The sequence below is a fragment of the Pedobacter antarcticus genome (assembly GCF_900103515.1).
Classification (GTDB): domain Bacteria; phylum Bacteroidota; class Bacteroidia; order Sphingobacteriales; family Sphingobacteriaceae; genus Pedobacter; species Pedobacter antarcticus.
Genome location: NZ_FNGZ01000009.1, coordinates 23,361 through 39,548, shown reverse-complemented (window position 1 = coordinate 39,548; position 16,188 = coordinate 23,361). Strand labels below are relative to the sequence as shown.

12 protein-coding genes are annotated in these 16,188 nt (G+C 39.6%); 3 read left to right on the top strand and 9 right to left on the bottom strand.

Going from position 1 to position 16,188, the window contains the following annotated elements; all coding sequences use genetic code 11:
- Positions 1 to 60: 60 nt before the first annotated feature.
- Positions 61 to 1,899 (bottom strand): mechanosensitive ion channel family protein, encoded by a 1,839-nt coding sequence (locus BLR53_RS15810; RefSeq protein WP_074591104.1) that lies wholly within the window; start codon positions 1,897 to 1,899, stop codon positions 61 to 63.
- 134 nt (positions 1,900 to 2,033) lie between these two features.
- Positions 2,034 to 3,674 (bottom strand): L-glutamate gamma-semialdehyde dehydrogenase, encoded by a 1,641-nt coding sequence (gene pruA, locus BLR53_RS15805; RefSeq protein WP_037438346.1) that lies wholly within the window; start codon positions 3,672 to 3,674, stop codon positions 2,034 to 2,036.
- Positions 3,675 to 3,967: 293 nt separating this feature from the next.
- On the opposite strand from pruA, the gene BLR53_RS15800 reads away from it, so the two are divergent.
- The 3 genes from BLR53_RS15800 (at position 3,968) to BLR53_RS15790 (ending at position 8,179) form a co-directional block, all read left to right on the top strand.
- Positions 3,968 to 4,843 carry a helix-turn-helix domain-containing protein gene (locus tag BLR53_RS15800; protein ID WP_037438345.1) on the top strand — a complete coding sequence of 292 codons (876 nt, stop codon included), beginning with the start codon at positions 3,968 to 3,970 and terminating at the stop codon, positions 4,841 to 4,843.
- 137 nt (positions 4,844 to 4,980) lie between these two features.
- Positions 4,981 to 7,371, top strand: coding sequence for an ABC transporter permease (locus BLR53_RS15795; protein ID WP_074591102.1), 2,391 nt, complete (start codon positions 4,981 to 4,983; stop codon positions 7,369 to 7,371).
- A gap of 151 nt (positions 7,372 to 7,522) precedes the next feature.
- Positions 7,523 to 8,179: a metallophosphoesterase gene (locus BLR53_RS15790; protein WP_218122993.1), complete on the top strand. Its 657-nt coding sequence runs from the start codon at positions 7,523 to 7,525 to the stop codon at positions 8,177 to 8,179.
- Positions 8,180 to 8,188: 9 nt separating this feature from the next.
- Here BLR53_RS15790 and BLR53_RS15785 read toward each other — a convergent pair whose 3' ends face one another.
- The 7 genes from BLR53_RS15785 to BLR53_RS15755 form a co-directional block, all read right to left on the bottom strand.
- Positions 8,189 to 9,928, bottom strand: coding sequence for a CocE/NonD family hydrolase (locus BLR53_RS15785; protein ID WP_074591099.1), 1,740 nt, complete (start codon positions 9,926 to 9,928; stop codon positions 8,189 to 8,191).
- A 16-nt stretch (positions 9,929 to 9,944) separates the two neighbouring features.
- Positions 9,945 to 10,643: a LytR/AlgR family response regulator transcription factor gene (locus BLR53_RS15780; protein WP_051759614.1), complete on the bottom strand. Its 699-nt coding sequence runs from the start codon at positions 10,641 to 10,643 to the stop codon at positions 9,945 to 9,947.
- Positions 10,640 to 11,695, bottom strand: coding sequence for a sensor histidine kinase (locus BLR53_RS15775; RefSeq protein ID WP_074591096.1), 1,056 nt, complete (start codon positions 11,693 to 11,695; stop codon positions 10,640 to 10,642). Before BLR53_RS15775 ends, BLR53_RS15780 begins: the two co-directional genes overlap by 4 nt.
- Before the next feature lie 122 nt (positions 11,696 to 11,817).
- Positions 11,818 to 12,843, bottom strand: coding sequence for an OmpA family protein (locus tag BLR53_RS15770; RefSeq protein WP_074591094.1), 1,026 nt, complete (start codon positions 12,841 to 12,843; stop codon positions 11,818 to 11,820).
- 114 nt (positions 12,844 to 12,957) lie between these two features.
- Positions 12,958 to 13,359, bottom strand: coding sequence for a c-type cytochrome (locus tag BLR53_RS15765; RefSeq protein WP_074591092.1), 402 nt, complete (start codon positions 13,357 to 13,359; stop codon positions 12,958 to 12,960).
- A gap of 25 nt (positions 13,360 to 13,384) precedes the next feature.
- On the bottom strand, positions 13,385 to 14,566 hold the full coding sequence (locus BLR53_RS15760) for a PQQ-dependent sugar dehydrogenase (RefSeq protein WP_037438340.1): 1,182 nt from the start codon (positions 14,564 to 14,566) through the stop codon (positions 13,385 to 13,387).
- Between the two features lie 177 nt (positions 14,567 to 14,743).
- Positions 14,744 to 16,177 carry an AcvB/VirJ family lysyl-phosphatidylglycerol hydrolase gene (locus BLR53_RS15755; RefSeq protein ID WP_083332107.1) on the bottom strand — a complete coding sequence of 478 codons (1,434 nt, stop codon included), beginning with the start codon at positions 16,175 to 16,177 and terminating at the stop codon, positions 14,744 to 14,746.
- Positions 16,178 to 16,188 lie beyond the last annotated feature (11 nt).

The window sequence follows — 16,188 nt, the reverse complement described above, 5'->3', positions numbered from 1 at the left end:
GAAAAGGTTCAAAAATGTTTGTTACGCTTTAGCTCAAACCTGGAGGAGGGGGGTGTTCGACTACTGTTTTTTGGAGTTCTTATCAGATTCTTTAGGAACAAAATCAGGTGGTACGGCAAGTTCCTCACCATTTCTGACTGCCCGGTAATGTGGAGAAAGGATTTCTATGCCAGCAGCATTAAAAGTATCCTGAATGTTTTCCATCAGGTTGCTGTAAATCTGAGCCTGTTTATTGGGTTCTCTGGTATAAGCATTAATCTGATAAGAGATGTAAAAATCGTCCAGACTGGTCTGCAATACAAAAGGAGTTGGATTAGAAAGAATATAAGGAGTCTTTAATACCGCTTTGATCAGAAGTTCATAAACATCTTTCCAGGGAACTTCATAACCTATTGTAAGGATATAGTGAATAATAAGCCCATCGCAATCTTCCCTGGCATGATTGGAATAATTGATCGTACTGCTCGATAAAACCATAGAATTAGGGACGGTAATATCTTCGTTTTTAATAGTCTTGATGCGGGTAACCAACATGGTTTTTTCTATAACATCTCCCGTAACCTCACCTATTTTCACACGGTCACCTATCTTGAAGGGCCGCATGTATGTGATTACCAGTCCGGCAACGATATTGGTAATAGCACTGGATGATCCTAAAGAAATCAGAATGCCCAGAAAAACGGAAACACCTTGAAAAGCCGGAGAACCTGATCCGGGCAGATAAGGGAAAATCAGGATCAGCATAAAAGCGTAAAGGACGAACCGAAGAATATTAAACGTTGGTATCGCCCAGTCTTCGTGAAATCCGCGTAAAGTGATATTCTTCCTCTTTATTTCATAAAAAAAGTAGCGGATTCCTCTCAGAATATATCTGAATATAAAGTAGATGATTAGAATCGTAAACAGATTCGGGAAATAGTGGAAGATGGCCGCCAGTGCAATCCTTAATGGACTCAGTATCCAGTTTAATAAAGTTCCGGTCCATTTCTCTGTTTCAGGGAAAATGCTGAATAACAGGGGAAGAGAAAGGTAGATAATTAGTATTATAACTATAATCCTTATGATATTGACGATCCTTAAAAAGATTCTTTCCAGATGTTCCGGTGTAAATATCCGGAGGTTGCGGAACTTAAGTCTGTCGAGGAATGCTGTACTTGCAGATTTCAGCCAGATGGAGGTTTTCCGAAAGAGTAAATTGATACCAGCTATAATCAAACCTAAAACTATAATAATCAGCAGAACCAAAGCAATTCTTTTCATCCAATTCACCAGGCTGTGAGCTTCTCTTTCTTTTATAATGCCAGATTTAATCTGTTCTTTGTATTCCCCGGCTAGCTGTTCATTGTTTTTATTAAACCATAGTCCGTCAAGGCCAGAAACAGAAATGATAATTTCTGAATCTTTATAAATCAGATCATAGTTATCGTCATTTTTACTGATTACAATTGAATCGGGATTAAAGAAGGGATCTTCATATAGTTTTTCTATTTTTCTTGATGCTGCAGCTGCGCGTTCGGCTGCAGTAAAAGACCCTGTTCGGGTATAAATATGAAATAATGTGTCCTGATTTAGATGTACAGGGTATCCTGGCGCAGTTTTCTTTAAATCAGCGATTTTACGAAACTGTTCAATTTTCCTCAGACTATCGCTTCTGGTGATCGCGGATAGCTTTTGTTCCAGCTCTATCGTTCTGGAACTATTTCCAGATGCCAACTTTAATTCGGCCTGTAGTTGAATCTTAACTAAAGAATCTATTTGCTGCTGCTGCTGCTCCTGTATCAGACGTGCCTCATCAATACGTCTGCTCTCAGTCTTGAGACTGTCTGCCGGGGTTTGAGCAGATAGATTGCCTGACAGTATAATAATAAATATGAAAGGGAGAAAAATGTATTTATGCATAGGATTAAAATAAAAATACAGATAATCTTTCTTTTCCGGGAATGTATACTCAACAAAAAAACCTTACTCCATCTGCATTGGCGCATCAGGAATAAGGTTTTTGCAATATATTCAAATCTGCTTTTCAGCAATTTTTATTTCAAATCCGGCAGGAAGGATGGATATCTGTAATCCTGAGCCGGAACGAAAGATTCTTTAATTGTTCTTGGAGATACCCAGCGCAGCAAATTAATCATTGATCCGGCTTTGTCATTTGTACCGGAAGCTCTTGCGCCTCCAAATGGCTGTTGACCGACAACAGCACCGGTACATTTATCATTGATATAGAAATTACCAGCTGCATTTCTTAAAGCAACAGAAGCTTGTTGAATTGCATAGGCATCGGTAGCCATTACCGCGCCTGTTAATGCGTAAACAGATGTTTGATCTACTAATTCTAATGTTTCTGCGAAAGCATCATCTTCATAAATATATACTGTCAGCACAGGTCCAAAGAGTTCCTGGGTCATAGTCGCATATTTAGGATCTTTGGTGACAATTATAGTCGGCTCAATAAAATAGCCGGCAGATTTATCGTACTTACCACCAGCGATAATCTCGGTTGATTCGTTGTTTCTAGCTTTTTCAATCGCATCTGCAAGCAGGTCAAAAGAAGCCTCATTAATTACAGCATTAACAAAGTTGGTGAAATCTTCTACCGGCCCTGTTTTGATCGTAGCGAGATCAGCAAGAATACTGTCCTTAATTTCAGGCCAGAGTGAAGCGGCAATATATACTCTGGATGCAGCAGAACATTTCTGTCCCTGGTATTCAAATGCACCCCTTACAATAGCAGTAGCTGCTGCTTTTGCATTAGCGGACTGATGTACCAGGATAAAGTCTTTTCCTCCTGTTTCACCCACAATACGCGGATAAGTTTTGTATTTGTGAATATTGGTTCCGATAGTTTTCCATATATCCTGAAATACGCCTGTTGAACCTGTAAAATGAATTCCGGCGAAGTCAGCATGGTCGAAAATTACATCACCTGCAACCGGTCCCGAAACGTAGATCAGGTTAATTACACCGTCAGGAAGGCCTGCTTCCTTAAATACTTTCATTAATACCTGAGCTGAATAGATCTGGGTGTTCGCAGGTTTCCAAACAATAACATTACCCATCATGGCAGCAGAAGTCGGTAAATTACCAGCTATCGCTGTAAAATTGAAAGGCGTCAGTGCAAAGATAAATCCTTCCAGAGGACGTTGCTCTACACGGTTCCATACGCCAGAAGGTGATACTGGTGGTTGCTGACTGTAAATTTCAGTCATATATTTCACGTTGAATCTCAGGAAGTCTATGAGTTCACATGCTGCATCAATTTCAGCCTGGTAGGCATTTTTAGACTGACCAGCCATTGTAGCGGCAAGCAGCTCATTACGATATGGACCTGCAATCAGATCAGCAGCTTTCAAGAAAATTGCAGCACGATGCTCCCATGCAAGATTTTCCCATTCTGCTTTTGCTGCAAGTGCGGCATCAATTGCCAGTTTTACGTGGCTTGCATCTCCTTGATGAAAATGGCCTAAAATATGTTTGTGATTATGTGGTGGAGTAAGCGGTTTTAGGTTACCGGTTCTGATTTCCTGAGCACCAATATACATGGGTATGTCCAGTTGATTTTGGTACGCAGACTTTAAAGCAGCCTGCAATAACTCTCTTTCTTTACTTCCCGGTGCATAAGCTAATACGGGTTCATTTATTGGTGCAGGTACGTTGAAAAATCCTTTGATCATAATGGGGTTTATTGTTTCTACCAAATAACGCAGTCTTTTTGCGGATGAATAGCGCAAATATTATCAGTTAATTAACGAAAATTGCCGTATCTAAACATTTATGTCTATATATATCCGAATTAGACAGGTTTGTCAATAATTGTCCGGTCTGTAAGTTTATTATGGGGATTATGGATAATTTAAATTTATAAAGTATAAATTTATATGTTTACAAAAAAGGTTATTGCAACTGACCAGGCATATTTATTCCTTTTTGAACCTAAACACAAACCAGATTACGCTAAACTCATCTTATGAAAGTCATTCAATTTACCGTGCCCGTCGCGAACGAAGGCTCTGTGGTTATACAGGAAGATATTTTACCCTATTTCTATAACTATCTTCACCGGCATCAGGAAGCGCAGATCACCTTAGTCCTGAAAGGAGAAGGGACCCTTGTCATCGGCAATTATACCCAGGCATTTAAAGCAGGTGAAGTTTACATGATTGGCCCGAACCAGCCACACATGTTTAAAGGGGACCCTAAATATTTTGAAAATCTTCAGGAGAAAAACATCCATGCAATTCATATCTTTTTTGATATCAAATTTTTCGAAAAACATTTGAGTTTTCCAGAATTGGAAACGGTGAAAAAATTCGTCACGAATTTGCCCGGAAGCCTCCAGTTGCCTGAGGGGCATCCTGTCGCCAATGACCTGATTGTACAGATTAGCAGGTTAACTGGTCTGGACAGATTAATTCGTTTCTTTAACCTGCTGCAGTATTTTAGCAGTGCCGTAGTAAATTGGAAAGGTTTATCGACCGGATTTACACAGCAATATTATACGGAGTCAGAAGGAATTCGCATGAACGATATTTTCCAGTATACTATTGAAAATTTCTCAGAACAAATCAGTTTGGTGAAGATTGCTTCCATCGCACACATGACTTCACATTCCTTTTGTAAGTATTTTAAAAAGCATACCCGTAAAACTTATTTGTCATTTCTAAATGAGATCAGAATAAACGAGGCGTGTAAAGAACTACTTCATGGAGATTCCAAGTCGATTTCTGAAATCGCTTATGCAACCGGTTTTAACAGTGCAATTACTTTTAACCGTGTTTTTAAAAAAGTTATCGGAATGTCGCCGAGTGAGTATATCCGGGCATGTAAATTTAAAGCATCATAGATTTTTAAGGTTGTGCATTACCGAACAATGTCTGTCCGCATTTGAACACTTAACGATTTAATACTATGTTCAGGGGTGTTAATTCCGGTTTTCGGGTATTGGCATACCATTGGACTAGAATCTGAAAAATTAAAGTAATGTTTAGAATAAACCTGAAAATAGCAATCCGGAACTTATGGAAGTATAAAGTCTATACTTTCATTAATGTCGCTGGCCTGTCAGTTGGTATGGCTAGTTGCATCCTGATCTTTATTTTTATCAAATATCAGCTAAGCTTCGATCAGGGATACAAAAATGAGGATAGAATTTACAGAATTGTCACCGATTGGAATTATAATAGCTTCATAGATCACTCTTCCGGTTCTCCATTGCCATTGGCCAACGCAGCGAAGGGAGAAATTGCCGGAGTTGAAAAAATTGCCAGGGTGATCCGGAATGGAGGAGCTACCATTGTCAAAGACGAATCTGGAAGGCAAACATTTAAAGCAGCAAAGACTGTATTTTTTGCCGACCCGGAATTGTTTGACATCATTCCTGTGACCTGGCTGTCTGCCAGACCAGCTAATTTGTTGGCAGAACCAAATACTGTGGTTCTTTCAGAAGCAACAGCAAAACTGTTCTTTGGCGGGGCAGAGCAGGCTTTAGGAAAGACTTTCTTGTTTTGGAATCAGATGAACCTGAAAGTGACAGGTGTATTTAAGGACATCCCGGTCAATAGTAGTATTCCACTAAATATTGTGATAAGTATTGAAAGTACAGGACAGAAAAATAATAAAGATTGGGGTTCAGTTAGTTCAGGCGACCAGGTTTTCTTCTTAAAATCACCGAATGTATCGGAAGCTGCACTGCAGGCCTCTCTTGATCAATTTAATAAAGTTCATTTTACTGATAAAAATGTACCTGGGAATCAGAAAAGTGTACTTCAAAAATTACGGGATATACATTTCAGTGAGAAGTACGATAATTTTTCAGACACTACAATTACCAGGAAAGAAATCTACGGATTAGCAATAATCGGTCTTTTCCTAATGGTAACTGCTTGTATAAATTTCATCAACCTCGCCACCGCACAATCTGTGAACCGGTCTAAAGAAGTGGGTGTACGAAAAGTAATGGGTTCCATGCGCAGACAGCTCGTCTTCCAGTTTTTAACGGAGACTTTAGTGATTACGGTAGTTGCGCTGCTTATTTCCTGTATTCTCGCAGAACTGGCATTTCCAGTGATGCAGAATTTATTCAAAGAAAAAGTTGTCTTCAGTCTGTTTCAGGACCCTATTATACTAGTATTTATGTTGGGGTTAGTTGTATTCGTTGCCTTTCTGGCAGGTTTCTATCCCGCAATGGTCATGTCCGGCTTCAGCCCTGCAATGGCTATTAAAAATAAGGTCAATATAAATTCCGGTAGTCTCAGTTTGCGCAGAATCCTGTTGATCGTTCAGTTTTCTATTACAATAGTGTTGATAATCAGTACAATCGTAATCATGAAACAGATGGAATATGTGCGCGAGAAACCATTGGGCTTTGCCAGTGAAGCAATTGTAATGATAGATATTCCGGGAGATAGCCTTTGCAGAACGAGAATGAATTCTTTCAAAGAAAGTGTGAAAAATATTAGAGGAGTTGAAATGGTGAGTTACTGTGCACGGCCTCCGCTTTCGAGCTCAATGAGTACGACGAACTTTAGCTTTAATGGAATTGAAAACAAGGATTTTGAAGTTAGGGTGTCCTCCAATGACGAAGCATACTATCAGTTATTTAATATTCCATTTCTAGCAGGAAAGGTCTATACAAAAAGTGATACTATAAACGGTTATATAGCTAACGAGAGCTTCATTCGAAAAGTAGGGATCAATGACCCACAAGCAGCTCTGGGGAAGATTATAAATCAAAATGGACGCCAGGCGCCAATTGTAGGTGTAGTGAAAGATTTTAATGACCAGTATCTGAAAGAGAATATTTCCCCAATGATATTTTATCAGATGACGAGGTTTTACGGTCAGCTTGCGGTTAAAATTGATAAGCAAGAGATTAGGCATGCCATGAAAGAGATAGAGACTCAATGGAATGAATATTTTCCGAATGAAATCTACGGGGCGAGATTTTTGAATGATGATATCAATGGATATTATCAGGCAGATCAGGTTACTGGTTTTCTTTTCCGGGTATTTGCAGGAATTATTATTTTCATCTCCTTTATTGGTCTTTTCGGACTAATTTCTTTTGTAGCAACACAAAGAACAAAGGAAATTGCTATTCGTAAAGTATTGGGTGCGTCGACTATGGAGCTGGTTAAAATGCTGAACGGGTCATTTTTGATCATGGTATTCTTTGCGAATATAGTGGCCTGGCCATTAGCATACCTTTTTGTCTCCAATTGGCTCGACGGTTTTGCTTATCGTATGGATTTGAGCATCTGGCCGTTTTTGCTGGCCATGTGTATTTCGATGGTGATTACATTAATAACAGTAAGTATACGTTCCTACAACGCTGCGGTCACAAATACAATAGATGCGCTGAAATATGAATGATTAGTCAGAATTCGGCTATTTACAACATTAGAAAATCTGCATAAAAGCCAGTTATTTTATTGGTATAAATAGCTTGTGCAACTGCTTGAATTTTTAAATTAAATTATAATATTTACACTGGAATTCTAAATAACGCTTATAGCTGGATTAAATGATGGATTATTTTGTCATAGGTGATATTCATGGCTGTTTTTATACATTTCGAGAAATGTTAAAGAACTGGAACAAGGAAAAGGAGCACCTTATTTGTGTCGGCGACTTGATCGATCGTGGAAATCATAGTGCTATGGTTGTTCAGGAATGTATGCAGCTAACCGAAATTTATCAAAATGTAACGATTATAAAAGGTAATCATGAGGCTGAAATAATTGAATACTATGAAAAGGGGGCGCTTGAACACTGGATAGTACAGGGGGGAAAACAAACATTAGAAAATCTCGAGCAACATCAGGTACGACTGTCTGTTGTGATCCCCTGGTTTGAAGGTCTGCCGCTGAAATTTGAGCAGGATCATCTTTTTGTAAGTCATGCCGGACTTTCGAATACCTTACGGCCCTTCGAGGAAGAAAATCAAGATGGTGTCTTATGGAACCGGAAGCCATTAAAGAATATTGGAAAAATCCAGGTTCATGGACATACACCTCTGCGGAGCTCCAGCCCGCAATATACGGCAGAATCCGAATCATGGAATATTGATACTGGTGCGGCATATGGCTACGGGTTAACGGGGTTAAAAATATCCTTTGACGGAAAGGTATCTGACGTCATTTTCATCAAAACGCTGGAAAAAGATGTGCGAATTATTTAAGTTGCCCAATTAGTTTGAAAAGCCTAATTCTATGTAACTTTGATTATGCCATTTAATCTCTAACGGAGCTCCCGCATCACTGATAGTTTCTGTACTGACTGGTTTCCCCGTACCATAGTTAATTTCTGAAAATGGATTTTTATTGATATTGAGCATGACTAGTAAACGACTCCCTTTGCTCAGCCGCTTGCTGAAAACCCTGGAACGATAAAAGGGGATATCCGTAGCTTTTCCTGGATTTAGTAACTGTCTTCTGCTCATATCTTTTGCATAACTTGCCCTTCCCAGAAAGTATGAAAGTTGAAAATATTCACCTGTGGGTGTAACTTCATATAATGATAAGCCAAAATCCATATCTTTTTTATTAATAGTTACCCGAAGGTTTCCTTTAAGCAGGCCGCTGACGCTTGTAGCAGTATCGAACGGTTGGCTTATAAAAAACAGACCATTAGTCGTGTCCAGTTCACTCTTGATAATCGGACTGGGATAATAATCGTTATTCGACGTGATGCGGTCTGAAAGATCGACAATCTGGGTTAAATAATCGTTTTTTACAGGCTTACGATCAGAAAGTGTAAAGGCAGTACCATTTTTCAACTTATCCAGATATAATCGTCGTTTTCTAGGTCCCATCTGGTCAATAGATTTTGCATGATGCCATTTGTTTTCACCCATCACTTCAAAATTGATTTTATCCTGAATGATATCGGGTTTTTTTGTACCCTTCAATACATAATCGAGCCACTGAAATGTAATCTCTCTGGTATTGATCAATGCTACGGAGTCTACCTGGTAGCCTCTTAGTTGTGCTGTTCCTCCTTTTTGTGCGCCAAAATGATCATATGGTCCGATCAGAAGATAATGGGCTGCATGAGGGTTATACTTGTAGTGCTCGCGTAGATATTCCAAGGCGGAAACCTGTCCATCATCATAATAACCCGTAATACTCAGCACTGGGATATTAATTTTGGAGAATTCTTTTTTGTAAGGAACCATCGATTGCCAGTATTCATCGTAATCTGGATGTGACAACCATTTTTGCAACCAGGGGTTAGGAGTTCCGTCAAGGCTGTCTATCCGATTGTAAGCTACCCCGGTTTCCCACCATCGGTCTCTCATTCGGTGCCAACGCTCATTGTCGTTATTAACCAGATCATCAGTGAATTTGTTATTGGTGATATAAAATGCCCATTGATAATTTGCCGTTAGAAATACATTGTTCTCCATTGGGAGACCTAATCCTGGTATTGCAGCAACGTAAGGCACAATAGTTTTAAGTGCAGGATGCAAATATTTAGTGGCCGCCCACTGTGCAAATCCGGAATAACTACCGCCATACATTCCCACGCTTCCATTACTCCATGATTGCTGGGTAATCCAGTCAATTACTGAGTTCACATCCCGGGCTTCATGCTCGTAAGGTTCGATCTTATCTGGACTTAAACGTTTTCCACGGGTATCAGCCACTATACCAATATAACCGTAATCTGCAGCAAATTTGGCTTCTGCTAAACTTCTCTCCGTATTACTATAAATAAAAAACATCAGCGCTGCCGGAAGTTTACTAGTAAACGGTTTTTTAATTACAGTTACTGCCGATATTGTGGCACCGTCTGAAGTCTTTATTAATACTTTATCGTTAATTAAATAATTGGCCGTGTCGGGCAATTGAGGGCTGGTTTGAGCCAAGCACAGCCCGCTCATTAAAAGACAAAGCGCGGCCATGACGAATAATCGAATATTGTTCATAGTTAGATGGGTAGGTTTATTTGTTTTGGTTATATAGCTTCTTTAGTTTAACGGCCTGCCGAATAGAGACTGGAAAGTGTTGCCCAGATTTAAGTTCTACTGAAAGGCTGTTTTCTTCCTGTTTAATGGATTCTATATAATTCAGGTTGACAAGCTGTGCCCTGGCGATTCTAAAAAATGTAGAGTTATCAAGTTTTTCTTCCAGCTGGTTTAAAGAACTCTTGAAAAGTATATTCTTATAACCAAAGTAAATGCGGACGTAATTATCGAGGGATTCCACGAGATGTACTTCAGACCATTTAATTAGATGATATTGCCCTTTATCTTTAACAAAAAGGTGATCATTTCCAGCTTCTTTAAATCTGCTCTTAATTTCCGAAACTGCCTTTTTTAACCTTTCTTCACGCAAGGGTTTCATCAGGTAATCAATGGCACTTACATCAAACGCCTTCAAGGCAAAAGTCTCATAAGCGGTAATAAAGACAATCAGAGGAGTTACAGAGAGTGATTCCAATAAATCAAACCCAGATCGCACCGGCATTTGAATATCCAGAAAAATTACGTCGGGTCTGAGATCCGAAATCATTCGCTCTGCCTGGTCTGCATTTGCGGCTTCTCCGATTATATTAATTTCGTGGAATTCGTTGAGCATCAACCTGAGTTCATCTCTGGCAAGGCGTTCATCATCGATTATCAATGCTCGGATTTTCTTCATCGCAAAGGGATTCTTATCACAGAATAAATCAAATCGTCGTTCTTCTTAAACAGCTTAAAAGTTGCTTGACCGTGATAGGCTAGCCGCAATCTTTCTTTTAGATTTTTAAGACCAATTCCGATATGATCCGGATCTTCATTTATTATACCCGGATTAGTTACCATGATCTCCAGAAATCCGGTTTCACGGCTTATGTTTATGGCTATATGTCCACCGTCCTTCAGCTTCGATACCCCATGCTTTAATGCATTTTCCGCCAAAGTCTGGATGGATAAACCAAGTACAGGGAAGTTATTCAGGCTTTGGTCAGCGTGCACGCTAAATGTAAGTCTTTCTTCCATTCGCATCTTTTCTAACTCGAGATAGTCTTTTGCAAGCTCGAGTTCTTCTGCTAATGTATGGGTCAGAGAGGCCTGGCGATACAGACTACTTCGTAACAATTCGCTTAATAAATCTATTCCTCTTCTCGCCAGTTTTGTGTCAGTGCTAATCAGAGATTTTATAGTATTCAGTGAGTTAAAGAGAAAATGTGGATTGAGCTGATCAGAAAGCTTGTCAAGCTGTGCTTCCCTATATCTTAGTTGTAAAGAAGCATTTTCTTTAACCAGTCTAATCTCGCGCCGGGAATACTGGTAAAGATGGTAGGCAAGCATCCAAATAGCCATAAGTCTAAATCCAGCCATCAAGATACCAGGTAAGTTTTGTCTGATAAATTCCAGGATTTCGACGTTGGTTCCTTGTGCGAATACTAACCTGATGAGATATATTTTTGTCACTGTTACTCCAGTGTAAGCAATGGCCATAATAGGTAGGGCCAGTAATAAGCGTTTAAATAACAGATTAAGAGGCGAATTCTGCCAATTATTATTCCTTGCAAAAGTCCGGTAAAGATGAGTGATTAAAATATACAGTGCTATATCAGCGAGAAAATGGAGCAGGCCAGCCGACCAGCTAAATCCATCTCCGGAAGAACCTTGCACAAACCAGTACAATGATGCTCCAGACCAGCCTATAAGCTGACATTTCCAGTAAAAGGATACACTGTTCTTCATTTTTTTATGCTACTCAACAAATCAACGAAAACATATCCAAACAGAAAAGATAAAGTACAGGAACGCATTAAAACAGGGGATGGGCGATTAGTTGTCAATTAAGCGGAAGTAGGGGGAATATTTTAACTGATCTTAACCAGCTCTACACGCCTGTTTTTAGCTTTATTTTCCTCTGAATCGTTCGGAGAGATAGGTTTGTCAGCACCGTATCCGGCCGCCTTTAAACGCGATGGGTTTATAGCTCCTTTTTCAATCAGGTATTTCATTACAGATTGTGCTCGCTCTTTTGACAGTTCGACATTCCTGTTAGCCAACCCAGTATTGTCGGTATATCCTTCAATTGAAATTTTCAGTCCCGTATTTTCGTTCAGCAGGTTAGCAATTTCATCTGCAACCTGTTTGCCCTCCGGCTTTAATGTGGCTTTATCAGTATCAAAATTGATGTATAGCACTGCTTTTCCGGTTTTGTCTATTTCGGAACCAATTTCTGTAGCAGTATATTTTTTTATGGTCCCTTCAAACGCTTCTAGTTCCATTATGAAAATGGTACCCTGCGCGGAATTGGACTGTACGTTAATAATATAGTTTTTCCCCTGATTTCTAAAGGCATAAACAGTTACAGGCTGGTCATCTGATGTTCCTGTCGTACGATTAACTCCACTGTACATGTTTTCCTTCAGTTTTTCCCGCACACTCTCTTCTTTTGACAGGGGGCCGCTATATAAAATTTTCGCACCTATTTTATCCAGATATCCATATACATTTTTATCGAAATAACGATCGTTATAACCGGGTTTCATTTCCATTACGATTACACCTAATTTTCCCTCAGTTTTGATTAACTGATCATTGCCTAGATAATTCTCTAGCTTCTCATATTCAAAATGTTCGGTCAATCCATTTTTCTCAGTCTCAATTTTCAGGCCTTTAGGTGCTGTGATAAACGGATATGAACCGATATCTTTAAGATCAGGGATAGTATTCCAGTCGATTGCACCCACCGCATTATGATTTGCAGCTACAGTGTCAACTAGATTGTCCTGTGCGGTAAGTACTGAATCAGTATTGCCGGAACCGGATTGCTGCTTGTTTGAATTGCAGGCAAATAAAAATAAGCTGATAGCGAACAGTAAAACTGTTTTTTTCATGAGGCAGAGGTTTTAATTTCAAGTGAATATAATTAAAACTGTATCTCCTTTTCAGCAAAATTACATAAGTGTTCTAATAAAAAACTTAGGTCTGGTTGCAAGAGTTAGTAGAGGCTATTTTTTAATAGCCTCTACCATTTTTTCTGTGACAATTTTTTTATTGGAATTGCCCCACGAATTTTGAATGTAATTGATTACATCTGCAATCTCGTCATTACTTAATCCCGGATTTGGCATCATTGTATTATATTCTACACCATTAACCGTTATTTTACCATTTAGGCCATACTTAACAGCATGAATTGCTTTCTCGGGCATTTTTATTAGATAATCAGCTTTGGCCAGCGGAGGAAAAGCTCCGGGAACACCCTCGCCTTTGCCCATATGGCAGGTAATGCAGGATTCCTTGTAGATTATTTTCCCTCTTTCCATGCTTTTAGTCAATGGATCTTCCTGCCCGGAGATATAGGAGGAAGTAAACAGAACACCACAAAATAATATTGATAATAGTTTCACAGATTAATGGATTTAAATTTTGTGCTTATGCTTTTGGGCTGATTTTTAAAATACTGCCGGAATCTTCTACTACTACATAGATATTTCCATCCGGACCCTGGCGTACATCTCGTACTCTACCTATTTTTTCAAAAATGATTTCTTTTTTTACGACTTTATTGTCTTTAATAACCAGGTGTTGTAAGTAATTGAACTTCAGAGATCCAACAAGTAAATCGCCTTTCCAGTCCTTAAATTTTTCACTGGTTATAAAGGCCATTCCACAGGGTGCAATAGATGGCTTCCAATAAAGCACGGGTTGCTCCAATCCTGTTTTTGCGGTATCTTTTGAAATGATGCTGTTATCGTAGTCAATTCCATAGGTGATCAACGGCCAGCCATAGTTTTTACCTTTTTCAACAATATTCAATTCATCACCACCTTGTGGACCATGTTCGTGCTCCCAGATCACACCTGTCGTAGGATTAATAACTAAACCCTGGGGATTACGATGTCCGTAGCTCCAGATTTCAGGTTTTGCACCTTCAGTTTTTACAAATGGATTATCGGCAGGTACTTTCCCATCTTCGTGAAGACGTATAATTTTGCCTTGGTCTTTGCTCAGATCCTGTGCCTTTTCCATTTGGCCGCGCTCTCCCAGGGAAAGAAAAACATAACCTTTATTGTCAAATATAATTCTTCCACCAAAGTGTGGGTTAGACTTTACATTTGGTAAAGCCTTAAAGAGGATTTGTACGTCAGTAAGAGCGTGATCTTTAAGTTTAGCACGTAACATTGCAGTATTTGCGCCACCGTCATCTCCCGGTTCGCCAGCAGCTTTTGGTGAAGAGTAACTGATGTATATCCATCCATTTTTTGCGTAGTCGGGATGGAGGACAACATCAAGTAAGCCCCCTTGTCCTTTATACAAAAGCTTCGGAAGACCAGTTATTTCTTTAGGATCTATTTTGCCATCTTTTACCAGGCGAAGCTTTCCGGTTCGTTCTGTTACAAGTAATCTGCCGTCTGGTAAAAATGCTGTTGCCCAAGGCATATCCAGACCTGTGACAACCGTCTCTACTTTAAGATCCGATTCTTTCAGGCTTTTTTTGATCACTGGATTTTCCGTCGCCTCGCGATAGCTCATTAGTAGCGGGGTGGAAGCAATTAATAACCCCCCTAATGCAGCAGTCATGATATTCTTTAATACAGGCTTGTTCTTTCTCATTATTGATTGGTTTTGGTGGGTTTAAATTAGTTAAATTAATTTAAAGGGGTTATCTGATTAATTTTAAATCGTTTAAATGCCTGGTGATTAGCGCTGTTTCTTCCTCGTTAGGTTCGAGATCTGCAGCAGCCGCATTTTCGAATGTGTATACTGAATTCCGAGCGCCTGCAAGGGCAATCAGGGCAGAAAAGTAGATGCAATGGTCTCAAAACTATTTTCGTAATGATGCCCGCCTTTAAGGAATATAACTTTAGCTCTTTGTTTTGATATTTCTTCGACCGGAAGATCACTTTCGTCTTTTCCGAAAAAACATACTGGGCGTATGTCAGCAATCTTGTCGATTTCTGCCGGAACGGAAAACCCTTTTGGAGCTGATCCAATATTAAACAGGTCAGTCACATGAACCTCGAAATCAGTATCTTTTGATGGCGACATCAGTCCAAGTCCGATTATGTTTCGTTTCAGTTTTTCCGGAAGGCGATTATATACAAATGGCATAACATCTGCACCAAAGGAATATCCAACAAGAATAACTTTTTCTTTTTTCCATTCAGCAGAATAAGTTTCGATTATTCTAATTATGTCAGCGGTAGTTTCTTCGGGACTTTTACGCTGCCAGAAATACTTCAGCGAATTTAGTCCGGCAACCGGTGCTCCTTTTGCCGCAAAAGCCGTCGCCATTTGTTGATCAAAACCCGTCCATCCTCCATCTCCGGAGATGAATACAACCATCGAATTACTATTTTTATCTTTTGCAGCCTTTGTGAAATGGAGGGGCAGATTTAGATTTTTAGCAGCGCCTTCGTACATGTTTTCTTCGTTTTGTTTAAGCAGACTATCATATACAGACTTAAGTTGAGGAAGCCAGTTCTTTTCGACACCATAACCATGCCCAACCTTTGGCAGAGATATAACCTTTGCGTTCGGTACTTTTTTAAGAAAAGCTACAGTTTTTGCATAGTTACAGACCTGATCTGCTTCTCCCTGCAAAGATATAAAGGGTGTCGAGAGGTTTGCCACAGGACCTATATCATAACCCCGGCCGTTTTTAAGTTTCGCCAACGTGAATTTTCCTGAACCGGTACATAATGGCCTGTCTATCTGAAAATCAGGGCAGAACCCTAATGCAAGGCCAGCTCGGAATGTGTTTTGTGGTGCTTGTGCTACTAACCCGTAAACCAGTGTGGCTCCGGATGAGTAACCAAGCAGAATAGGAATGTTATAAGTTTGATAGCCTAGTTTCTTTTGTATAAACTGACTCATACGTTCGAAGTCAGCAGCTGGATACAAACACGATTGCCTACTCGTTTTCATATACTTTAATACCTGGCGAATATCTACACCTACGAGTAATGTGTTTTCTGTTTTGAGATGAAGAGCGATCCCTTCGATGCCTGAATTCCAGCCACCATCGCCGGAAATACAAATGAGTACATGATCAGGTGTTTTCGCGGGTTTATATAGTTTGAGATAACCGAAACCCGAACACGCTATGGAATCCTTTTCCAGTACTGAAATCATTGCGGCCTTTGTGCTTCCGAATAGCATTAAAAATACTGCGCATATCAGCATTCGATTAACCCAGATAATTCTTTCATTTGGCATTTTCATAGGTAGCTACA

What these genes read in the sequence shown, in the direction of transcription:
- BLR53_RS15810 (WP_074591104.1), bottom strand. Translation starts at nt 1,899, where the DNA reads ATGCATAAATACATTTTTCTCCCTTTCATATTTATTATTATACTGTCA.
- pruA (WP_037438346.1), bottom strand. Translation starts at nt 3,674, where the DNA reads ATGATCAAAGGATTTTTCAACGTACCTGCACCAATAAATGAACCCGTA.
- BLR53_RS15800 (WP_037438345.1), top strand. Translation starts at nt 3,968, where the DNA reads ATGAAAGTCATTCAATTTACCGTGCCCGTCGCGAACGAAGGCTCTGTG.
- BLR53_RS15795 (WP_074591102.1), top strand. Translation starts at nt 4,981, where the DNA reads ATGTTTAGAATAAACCTGAAAATAGCAATCCGGAACTTATGGAAGTAT.
- BLR53_RS15790 (WP_218122993.1), top strand. Translation starts at nt 7,523, where the DNA reads ATGATGGATTATTTTGTCATAGGTGATATTCATGGCTGTTTTTATACA.
- BLR53_RS15785 (WP_074591099.1), bottom strand. Translation starts at nt 9,928, where the DNA reads ATGAACAATATTCGATTATTCGTCATGGCCGCGCTTTGTCTTTTAATG.
- BLR53_RS15780 (WP_051759614.1), bottom strand. Translation starts at nt 10,643, where the DNA reads ATGAAGAAAATCCGAGCATTGATAATCGATGATGAACGCCTTGCCAGA.
- BLR53_RS15775 (WP_074591096.1), bottom strand. Translation starts at nt 11,695, where the DNA reads ATGAAGAACAGTGTATCCTTTTACTGGAAATGTCAGCTTATAGGCTGG.
- BLR53_RS15770 (WP_074591094.1), bottom strand. Translation starts at nt 12,843, where the DNA reads ATGAAAAAAACAGTTTTACTGTTCGCTATCAGCTTATTTTTATTTGCC.
- BLR53_RS15760 (WP_037438340.1), bottom strand. Translation starts at nt 14,566, where the DNA reads ATGAGAAAGAACAAGCCTGTATTAAAGAATATCATGACTGCTGCATTA.
- BLR53_RS15755 (WP_083332107.1), bottom strand. Translation starts at nt 16,177, where the DNA reads ATGAAAATGCCAAATGAAAGAATTATCTGGGTTAATCGAATGCTGATA.